Raw genomic sequence first — 9,842 nt, forward strand, 5'->3', positions numbered from 1 at the left:
CCGGCGGGCGGCGGGTCGAGCAGCGCGAGCCCGGTCGCGCCCGGGTCGCCCCAGCACGCCGCCTGGAGCGCGAACGCCGTGAGGTCGGCGACCTTGATCTCCGGGGCGGGGAACCGGGCGAGGCGCGCATGGCCGGCCTCGTCCCAGCACCGGTACACGGCTCCCGGCGCCTCGCGCCCGGCGCGGCCGGCACGTTGGTCCGCGCCGGCGCGTGAGACCCGCACCGTCGTCAGCGCGCTCAGGCCGCGCGCGTGGTCCGTACGGGGTTCGCGGGCGAGCCCCGCGTCCACCACGACGCGTACCCCGGGCACCGTCAGGCTCGATTCGGCCACCGACGTCGCCAGCACCACCCGCCGCGCGCCGTCCGTACCGGCGAGCACGGCGTCCTGCACGGCGGCGGGCGCGCGCCCGTGCACCTGAAGCACCTCCGCGCCCAGTTCGCCGGGGCCGCCCAACAGGCCCGCGACGCGCCCGATCTCGCCGACGCCCGGCAGGAACACCAGGACGTCGCCCGCCCGTTCCGCCAGCGCCCGGCGCACCACGCCGGCGACGTGCGTCAACAGCGCCGGGTCGACCCGCATGCCGTGCGGCGGCCGCAGGGGCCGCGCCGGGGGCGCCCACACGACGTCCACCGGGTGGGAGACCCCGCCCGCCTCGACCACGGGCGCCCCGCCGAGCAGCGCGGACCAGCCGGCGGCGTCCGTCGTCGCGGACGCCGCCACCAGCCGCAGCTCCGGCCGCAGCGCCGCCCGCACGTCCAGCAGGAACGCGGCGGCCGTGTCCGCGTCGAGGTGCCGCTCGTGACACTCGTCGACGATCACCACGTCCACGCCCGCGAGTTCCTGGTCGCGCTGGAGGCGCTGCAGCAGGACGCCGGTGGTCACCACCTCCACGACCGTCGCGGGCCCCACCGACCGCTCGCCGCGCACCGTGAAGCCGACCCGCTGCCCGGTGCGCTCGCCCAGCAGCCAGGCCATGCGGCGGGCCGCCGCCCGGGCCGCGATCCGCCGGGGCTCCGCCACCAGCACCCGGCGCACCGGAGCCGCCGCATCGTCGCCCCGGCCGGGCAGCAGGCCGGCGAGGGCGAGCGGTACGAGCGTCGTCTTGCCGGTTCCGGGGGGCGCGCACAGCACCGCGCAGCCCGCGCCGTCGAGCGCCTCCGCCAGCTCCGGCAGCACCGCCCGCACGGGCAGCGCGGCGAGCGCGTCCTCTCGTACGGGCGCCACCGCTCAGTCCCGTTCGCAGACGAAGATCGCGGTGCCCGGCAGCAGCGCCCCGCGCAGCGGGGACCAGCCGCCCCACTCCTGGGTGTTCCAGGCGGGCCACTCCGGTTCGACCAGGTCCACCAGCCGGAACCCCGCCGCCGTCAGGTCCCGCACCCGGTCGCCGAGGGTGCGGTGGTGCTCCACGTACACGGCCCGTCCTCGCTCGTCCTCTTCCACGTAGGGCGTGCGGTCGAAGTAGGGCATGGTCGCGGTCAGGCCCTCGGGGCCGGGCTCGTCGGGGAACGCCCAGCGCACCGGGTGCGTCACGGAGAACACCCACCGCGCCCCCGGCCGCAGGACGCGGCGCACCTCGCGGAACACCTTCACCGGGTCGGCGACGAAGGGCACCGCGCCGTACGCCGAGCACGCCAGGTCGAAGCTGCCGTCCGCGAACGGCAGCACGCCCGCGTCGGCCTGCACCAGCGCGACGGACGCGGACCGCTCCCCGTCGATGCGGCGGCCGTGCTGGAGCTGGCGGTGGGAGAGGTCGAGCGCGACGGGCCGCGCCCCCTGAGCGGCGAGCCAGCGGGAGCACTGCGCGGCTCCCGCGCCGATCTCCAGCACGTCCAGGCCGCGCAGCGACTCCAGCGGGCCGAGCAGCCCGGCCTCCATCTCGTCGAGGCCCTCGGGGCACCACACGAAGCGGTCGTCGCCGAGGAACGTGCCGTGCTCGTTCTGGTACTCGTCGGCGTTGCGGTCCCACCACCCCCGGTTCGCGCGCGTGCTCTCCGTGTCACCGGCGTCGCGGCGGGCGGCCTCCGACTCCTCGTCGACGGCGTGAGCCGCCCCGGCGGAGAGGTGCGCCCCGGCGGGGAGGGGCGCCGCGGCCGCGCCCGGGGAAGGGGCGGTGCCGGCGGGCGGGGGCGTCGTCGCGCTCGTGCGGGACTCGGGTGTGCCGTTGTCTTGGATCATCGTGCCCGTCGTCATGTTTGTCGTAAGGTACGTGCAGTCTCCGGCGGGCCCGGGGGACCGGACTCCGCTGTGCCGAGTGTGGCAGCGGGCGGACCTGCGGGGCCTCGCGGGTCGCGCGGGCGGCCCGGGGAGGACGCGCGGAACGGCCCCCGCGCGACGTGCCGTTTTCCGGTATGCGGTGTTCCGCCCCGGGTGTGCGCCTTCGCGCATTGACCATGCCTGGCTGCCCCCGTATGCTAAAGGTTGCGCTGCGGGCTTGCGCGCCTCAGACGTAGCAGCCGCGCTCGCATCTGTTCGGAGACCCTCGGTTCGTCGGGGCGCCCATCCGGTCGGTGGAACACCGACGGGGGTTGGCGCTTCGCCTCGCTGTCCGGCCTCCGCGGACGCGATATCGGGCTCTCGGCGTAGCAGTACCTACGATCCAATGTCCGTACCGGAGCCCTTTCCCACATGACGAGCAGCACCGAGACCACCGCCACCACCCCGCAGGTTGCGGTCAACGACATCGGTAACGAGGACGCCTTCCTCGCCGCGATCGACGAGACGATCAAGTACTTCAACGACGGCGACATCGTCGACGGCGTCATCGTGAAGGTCGACCGGGACGAGGTCCTGCTCGACATCGGTTACAAGACCGAGGGTGTCATCCCCTCCCGCGAGCTTTCGATCAAGCACGACGTCGACCCCAACGAGGTCGTCGCCGTGGGCGATGAGATCGAGGCCCTGGTTCTCCAGAAGGAGGACAAGGAAGGCCGTCTCATCCTCTCCAAGAAGCGTGCTCAGTACGAGCGTGCCTGGGGAACGATCGAGAAGATCAAGGAAGAGGACGGCATCGTCACCGGTACGGTCATCGAGGTCGTCAAGGGTGGTCTCATCCTCGACATCGGCCTCCGTGGCTTCCTGCCGGCCTCCCTGGTCGAGATGCGCCGCGTGCGCGACCTCCAGCCCTACGTGGGCAAGGAGCTCGAAGCCAAGATCATCGAGCTGGACAAGAACCGCAACAACGTGGTCCTGTCCCGCCGTGCCTGGCTGGAGCAGACGCAGAGCGAGGTCCGCCAGACCTTCCTCACCACCCTGCAGAAGGGCCAGGTGCGCTCCGGCGTCGTCTCCTCCATCGTCAACTTCGGTGCGTTCGTGGACCTCGGCGGCGTCGACGGCCTCGTGCACGTCTCGGAGCTGTCCTGGAAGCACATCGACCACCCCTCCGAGGTCGTCGAGGTCGGCCAGGAGGTCACGGTCGAGGTCCTGGACGTCGACATGGACCGCGAGCGCGTCTCCCTGTCGCTGAAGGCGACGCAGGAAGACCCGTGGCAGCAGTTCGCCCGCACGCACCAGATCGGCCAGGTCGTGCCCGGCAAGGTCACGAAGCTGGTTCCGTTCGGCGCGTTCGTCCGCGTGGACGAGGGCATCGAGGGTCTGGTCCACATCTCCGAGCTGGCCGAGCGCCACGTGGAGATCCCGGAGCAGGTCGTCCAGGTCAACGACGAGATCTTCGTCAAGGTCATCGACATCGACCTGGAGCGCCGCCGCATCAGCCTCTCGCTGAAGCAGGCCAACGAGTCCTTCGGCACCGACCCGGCCTCGGTCGAGTTCGACCCGACGCTCTACGGCATGGCCGCGTCGTACGACGACCAGGGGAACTACATCTACCCCGAGGGCTTCGACCCCGAGACCAACGACTGGCTCGAGGGCTACGAGACCCAGCGCGAGGCGTGGGAGACGCAGTACGCCGAGGCGCAGCAGCGCTTCGAGCAGCACCAGGCCCAGGTCATCAAGTCCCGCGAGGCGGACGAGGCGGCCGCGGCCGAGGGTGCGGCGGCTCCGGCCGCCGGCCAGGGCGGCGCTCCGGCGTCGTCCGGCGGCTCGTACTCCTCGGAGTCCACGGACAACTCCGGCGCCCTGGCGTCGGACGAGGCCCTGGCCGCGCTGCGCGAGAAGCTGGCGGGCGGCCAGAGCTGACGCTCCTGCCGCAGGCGCCGGCGCCGACGCGCTGATGTCGTGAGGAAGGCCCGTTCCCCTCGGGGAGCGGGCCTTCCGCATGTCCGGGACCGGAACAGGGGCCGACGGGCGCGGACCCCTGCCGCATGCGAGGCGGCCGGGAGGCCGTGCCGGGTGCCGGGTGCCGGGTGCCGGGTGGCGCACGGCGCACCGCCCGCCACGCCGAGTGCCGACCGCAGCGCACCCGTCCGTCCACCTGTCCGTCCTGAGCCTGTTCTCGCCGGTCCTGTACCCCTCGGGCCACCGGCGCCGAGCAGCGGCCGGGAGAAGGGCGCGCGGGGCGCGGCGGACGGGGAATGCCTGCGCCGCCCTGCGTGTTCTTGTCGGGGAACGGCAGGAGGAGGAGCGGTAATCGTGCTTGATCCGCAGGATTTGTACGAGTGGGACCCCAAGGGGCTCGGCGCGGTCGACATGGCGTTGGCGCAGGAGACCACCGGGCTCGTCATGCTCTACCACCTCGACGGCTACATCGACGCCGGCGAGACCGGCGACCAGATCGTGGAGAACCTGCTGGACGCCCTGCCCAACCAGGTGGTCGCGCGGTTCGACCACGACAGGCTCGTCGACTACCGGGCCCGGCGCCCGCTGCTGACGTTCCGGCGCGACCGGTTCACCCAGTACGAGACGCCGTCGCTCGAAGTGCGGATGGTGCAGGACGCGACGGGCGCCCCGTTCCTGCTGCTGTCCGGCCCCGAGCCGGACGTGGAGTGGGAGAGGTTCGCGGCGGCCGTCGAGCAGATCGTCGAACGCCTCGGCGTGCGCCTCGTGGTCAACTTCCACGGCATCCCGATGGGCGTGCCGCACACCAGGCCGGTCGGCGTCACCCCGCACGGCAACCGCACGGACCTGACGCCGGGTCACCGCAGCCCCTTCGACGAGGCCCAGATCCCGGGCAGCGCCGAATCGCTCGTGGAACTGCGGCTGATGGAGGCCGGTCACGACGTGCTCGGCGTCGCGGCGCACGTGCCGCACTACGTCGCGCGCTCGTCCTACCCGGACGCGGCGCTGACCGCCCTGGAGACGATCACCGCGGCGACGGGCCTCGTCGTCCCGGACGTGGCACACGCCCTGCGGACCGAGGCGCAGCGCACCCAGACGGAGATCGAGCGACAGCTCGGCGAGGGTGACGAGGACCTGGTCACGATGGTGCAGGGCCTGGAGCACCAGTACGACGCGATCATCGGCGCCGAGACCAGGGGCAACCTGGTCGCGGAGCCCACGGAACTCCCCTCCGCGGACGAGATCGGTCTCGAATTCGAGAAGTTCCTCGCCGAGCGGGAGGGCGAAGGAGGCAACTGACGAGCCGGCGGCCCGCCGGAAACCGGCAACGGGTGACGGGCGCGGCCGGGGGATCGCACACGACAGGGCGGCGGCCCGCGCGGACCTCAGGGCCCGGGCGGGCCGCTTCGCCGTCCGAGGAGGGCGGCCGTATCCGGCCGGGCGCCCGCCCCCCTCGTCTCCCCCGTCTGCCCGCCGTCTGCCGGCCGTACGGGCCGCCGCTGCCGCCCCGCCATGCCGCTGAGTAGGCTGAAGCCATGCTGAGAGTGGGGCTCACCGGCGGTATCGGTTCGGGCAAGAGCGAGGTCGCGAAGCTGCTCGTGGCGTGCGGGGCGGTGCTCATCGACGCCGACCGGATCGCCCGGGAGGTGGTCGAACCCGGGACACCCGGCCTGGCCGCCGTGGTGAAGGAGTTCGGCGACGACGTACTGACTTCGGAGGGCACGCTCGACCGCCCCCGGCTCGGCGCGATCGTCTTCGCCGACGAGGACCGCCGCCGCGCGCTCAACGCGATCGTCCATCCGCTCGTGCGCGACCGCTCCGCCGAACTGGAACGCGGCGCCGGGGACGGCGCCATCGTCGTCCAGGACGTCCCGTTGCTGGTCGAGGGCGGGATGATGAGCCACTTCGACGTGATCCTCGTGGTGGACGCGTCCCCGAAGACCCAACTGGACCGGCTCGTACGGCTGCGCGGCATGACCGAACAGGACGCGCGGGACCGCATGGCGGCGCAGGCCTCGCGTGAGGAGCGGCGCGCGGCGGCCGATGTGATCATCGACAACGACGGACCCCGTGAGGCCCTCGAACCCCAGGTGCGGGCCGTCTGGGACACGCTCACGCAGCGCGCGGCGGACGCGGGCTGACGCCTCGGCCCCCCGCGCTCGCGGGCTCACGCGCCTGTGCGGGTCGCTTCTGTCGCGAGGCCCGCGGCGTGGTCGGCGTTCCGGGCCGCGTTCCCCGAAGGTGTCCCCGCGCGGTCCCCCGTCACGGATGGCGGTGCAGGCGGCCGTAGCCGCGGCGTGGCGGCCGCGGATACCGCGCGTCGTGCACGGGGTCGTACGGAGGGATGTCCCGGCCCGGCTGGAAGTGCGCGCCCTGCCGCATGCGGTGCACGATCACCCCGAGGTCGACGAGGGCGATCAGGGCCAGCGCCGCGCAGATGCCGGCCAGGGCCGGCGCGGACACGATCGCGAAGAGCGCGGCGGCGGCGCCGCACCAGACCAATCCCCATACACTCAGCCAGAACCGCAGGCGCAGCGGGCTGCGCGCAGTGATCGGTTCACTTCCGGTGCGCATGGCACATCCACCTCCTCGGCAGGCTCCACCTGCGGAGTACCCGAAGAGGGGCATCACAAGCGGGCTCACGGAGGGCGGTGCGGGGCCCTCGGCGGTGACCGGACCGGGCGGGCCGATCCCGCGGGCCGGTGGTGACGGCGCGCCGATCTCCCCGGCAGGAGGCGAAGGCCTGCCGGTGCCGATCGGGAGACGCTCGCCGGAGCCGGTCCGGAGCCGGTCCGATGCCGGTCCGACGGCGGTTCGCAGCCGGTCCGGTGCCGGTCAGAAGGCGAGGGAGGGAGAGCGGTGACCGACGTAGGGAGCGTGCGGCCAGGGGTTCCCGAGCCGGACGAGGACTTCGTCGACCTGATGCTCGACCTCGCCGTGCCGCACGAGGACGTGGCCTGGATGCTGCGACTGCGCCGCAGGCTGCGCACGGACGCCGCGCTGAGGTCGCTCGCCGACGAGGCGGTCGCGGCGGTCGCGTCCGGCGTCGGCGCGGGGCTGCCCCGCGAGTCCTCCGCGCCGCCGCCGCTGCCCGCGGAGCACGACTGGCCGGACGACGTGGTACGCGGCTTCCCCGTGTACGTCTACCTCGCCGTCACGCCCGTCGTGCGCGCATACCACCGGCAGCGAGGGGTCCCCGACTCCGTCCAGCGCCGCACACTGGGCGACCTCGGGCGCCAGCTGGCCGTGCACCGCAGGCGCCACGGCACCGGCGGCCTGGCGGCCCCCGGCTGGCTGATGCTGCACTTCCGGGGGGAGCTCTACCAGATCGGCAGGCTGCAGTTCGAACGTGCCCGGCTCGGCGGCCGCTCGTCCGCCGCAGTCCGCGCCGCCGGGCTTCCGGCGGCCGAGGGCCAGAGGTGCCTGTCGCTGCACATCCCGGACTTCCGGGGGCCGCTCGCCCCGGACGCCGTGGACCGGTCGCTGGCCGCGGCCGCCGGGTTCTTCGCGCGCCACTTCCCCGAGGACGGCGCGCGGATCGCGACCTGCCACTCGTGGCTGCTCGACCCGCAGCTCGCCGCGTACCTGCCGCCGACGGCGAACATCATCCGCTTCCAGGACCGTTTCCGGCCGGCCCGGCCCGGAGAGCCCCCGGAGGCGGGCGGCCAGGGCGACCGGGACGCGATCGGGTTCGTCTTCGGCGACCCCGCGCTCCCGCCCGGGGACCTTCCCCGCCGCACGACCCTGGAGCGCGCGATCGCCGACCACCTGCGGGCGGGCCGTCACTGGACGACGGGCCACGGCTGGCTTGAGCTGTGAGGCCGCCGGCACTGGCCACCCGGCCGGCCGGTACCGGCCGGTGCCGCGTCAGTGCACGAAGCGGTAGCTGCGCCAGGGAGGCGTGCCGGGGGAGACGGTGTCCATCAGCGTCGTCGCGATGTAGTCCGAGCTGTCGCCCGAGCAGTTGAGCGTCGGGTACGCGATCAGGTCCACGAGCGAACCGTTCTGCACGGCGCTCGCGCCCGCCGGACCGAAGCGGTGGCATCCCTTGACGACGGGGTTGTTGACCTGGATCACGCGGCCGCGGGTGGTGAGGTGGTCGACCGGCCCCACCGCTGTCCTGTTCAGGTCGGAGCAGCCGCCGGCCAGCCCGGCGGCCAGGAGCGCCGCGCAGGCGATGACGACGGGGCGCCGGTGCTGGGTCACGTACATGGGGCCGTCCTCGTCTGTGCGGGGGGCGGTGCGGGGGCGGGGATGTGCGCCGGGTCCGCGGGGGTGCGGCTGATGCCACCCTGCCCGACCGGCCGGGACACGGCACGCCCGGTACGCCCGGCCGAGGGACCGGGACCGCACGGGGCCGCGGGCCACGGGGAGCCGCAGCCGTCCTCCGCCGCTCACCTCCGGCGCCGTGCCGGTGGACGTAGCCCCCGCGCCGCCGCGGACTTACGGTGGAAAGGAGCATCGGTCCGTCGTCAGGGGGCCATGATGGTCGAGGGTTGGGTCGTGGCAGCAGTGGTCGTGGGGTGCGCAGCCCTGGTGTACCTGATGGCCGCCGCGAGAGTCGTCAAGCAGTACGAGCGCGGTGTCATCTTCCGCTTCGGGCGGCTGGTGCGCGGCGTGCGGGGCCCGGGGTTCCAGTTCGTGGTGCCCTTCGTGGACCGCCTGAACAAGGTGAACATGCAGATCGTGACGCTGCCGGTGCCGGGCCAGGACGGCATCACGCGCGACAACGTCACCGTGCGGGTCGACGCCGTCATCTACTTCAAGGTGGTGGACGCGTCGGACGCGCTGGTCAAGGTGGAGGACTACCGGTTCGCCGTCTCCCAGATGGCACAGACGTCGCTGCGCTCCATCATCGGCAAGAGCGAGCTGGACGACCTCCTGTCGAACCGGGAGAAGCTCAACCAGGGCCTGGAACTCATGATCGACAGCCCCTCGGTGGGCTGGGGCGTGCAGATCGACCGCGTCGAGATCAAGGACGTCTCCCTGCCGGAGACGATGAAGCGGTCGATGGCCCGGCAGGCCGAGGCGGACCGCGAACGACGCGCGCGCATCATCAACGCGGACGCCGAACTCCAGGCGTCAAAGAAGTTGTCCCAGGCGGCGCGGGAGATGTCGGCGGAGCCCGCCGCCCTCCAGCTGAGGCTCCTGCAGACCGTCGTGGCCGTGGCGGCCGAGAAGAACTCGACGCTGGTCCTGCCCTTCCCCGTGGAGCTGCTGCGCTTCCTGGAGCGCGCGACCCCCTCGGAGGCCGCACACGCGGTACGGGCCGTGTCCGACGTGGCGAAGGCGCACGCGCCCGCTCCCTCCGGACCGGCGCCCGCGGAACCTGCCGAGCCCGCGGCTGACGACGTCGGTCCCGCGGAACCTGCCGAACCCGCGGCTGACGACGTCGGTCCCATGGATCCGGCGGAGGTTTCGGGCGACGACGTTCCGGGCGCGGATCCGGCGGAGGTTCCGGGCGACGACGTGACGCCACCGGAACCGCCCGGACCCGCACCCGCACCCGCCGGAGGGGACGGGCCCCCGTCCGGCTCTCCGGCGGACGAAGGGGGTGGGTCCCCGCACGCCGGCCCGGCCGCACCCCCGAGCGGCGGCGCCCCGCCGGATGCCGAACCCTCTCCCGGCGCCGCCCCCCGGGCCCCCGGCCCCTCGGCCGGTCCCGTG

9 protein-coding genes are annotated in these 9,842 nt (G+C 73.7%); 5 read left to right on the forward strand and 4 right to left on the reverse strand.

Going from position 1 to position 9,842, the window contains the following annotated elements; translation table 11 throughout:
- Both L1885_RS16925 and L1885_RS16930 read right to left on the reverse strand, forming a co-directional pair.
- Positions 1-1,226 (reverse strand): helicase-related protein (locus L1885_RS16925; RefSeq protein WP_308117335.1); only part of this gene is annotated, 1,226 nt, incomplete at its 3' end.
- 3 nt (positions 1,227-1,229) lie between these two features.
- Positions 1,230-2,192: a class I SAM-dependent methyltransferase gene (locus tag L1885_RS16930; RefSeq protein ID WP_235797958.1), complete on the reverse strand. Its 963-nt coding sequence runs from the start codon at positions 2,190-2,192 to the stop codon at positions 1,230-1,232.
- A gap of 435 nt (positions 2,193-2,627) precedes the next feature.
- On the opposite strand from L1885_RS16930, the gene rpsA reads away from it, so the two are divergent.
- From rpsA to coaE, 3 genes are all read left to right on the forward strand, one after another.
- Complete coding sequence (gene rpsA / locus L1885_RS16935) at positions 2,628-4,136, forward strand: 30S ribosomal protein S1 (RefSeq protein ID WP_235797959.1); 1,509 nt, start codon at positions 2,628-2,630, stop codon at positions 4,134-4,136.
- 393 nt (positions 4,137-4,529) lie between these two features.
- The gene (locus tag L1885_RS16940; RefSeq protein ID WP_235797960.1) at positions 4,530-5,474 is read left to right on the forward strand and encodes a PAC2 family protein; all 945 of its coding nucleotides are present in this window, start codon (positions 4,530-4,532) and stop codon (positions 5,472-5,474) included.
- A 236-nt stretch (positions 5,475-5,710) separates the two neighbouring features.
- Positions 5,711-6,316 carry a dephospho-CoA kinase gene (coaE, locus tag L1885_RS16945; protein WP_235797961.1) on the forward strand — a complete coding sequence of 202 codons (606 nt, stop codon included), beginning with the start codon at positions 5,711-5,713 and terminating at the stop codon, positions 6,314-6,316.
- A gap of 121 nt (positions 6,317-6,437) precedes the next feature.
- Here coaE and L1885_RS16950 read toward each other — a convergent pair whose 3' ends face one another.
- Positions 6,438-6,749, reverse strand: a complete 312-nt coding sequence (locus tag L1885_RS16950; protein ID WP_235797962.1) for a DUF6343 family protein — start codon at positions 6,747-6,749, stop codon at positions 6,438-6,440.
- 285 nt (positions 6,750-7,034) lie between these two features.
- Here L1885_RS16950 and L1885_RS16955 point away from each other — a divergent pair, with 285 nt between their 5' ends.
- Positions 7,035-7,994, forward strand: coding sequence for an acyltransferase domain-containing protein (locus L1885_RS16955; RefSeq protein WP_235797963.1), 960 nt, complete (start codon positions 7,035-7,037; stop codon positions 7,992-7,994).
- Positions 7,995-8,042: 48 nt separating this feature from the next.
- Here the strand turns inward: L1885_RS16955 and L1885_RS16960 are convergent, their stop codons facing one another.
- Positions 8,043-8,387: a hypothetical protein gene (locus L1885_RS16960; RefSeq protein WP_235797964.1), complete on the reverse strand. Its 345-nt coding sequence runs from the start codon at positions 8,385-8,387 to the stop codon at positions 8,043-8,045.
- 273 nt (positions 8,388-8,660) lie between these two features.
- Here L1885_RS16960 and L1885_RS16965 point away from each other — a divergent pair.
- The coding region (locus tag L1885_RS16965; protein WP_235797965.1) for a slipin family protein at positions 8,661-9,842 on the forward strand (1,182 nt) is incomplete at its 3' end.

It is taken from the genome of Streptomyces fuscigenes (assembly GCF_021556455.1).
GTDB lineage: Bacteria > Actinomycetota > Actinomycetes > Streptomycetales > Streptomycetaceae > Streptomyces > Streptomyces fuscigenes.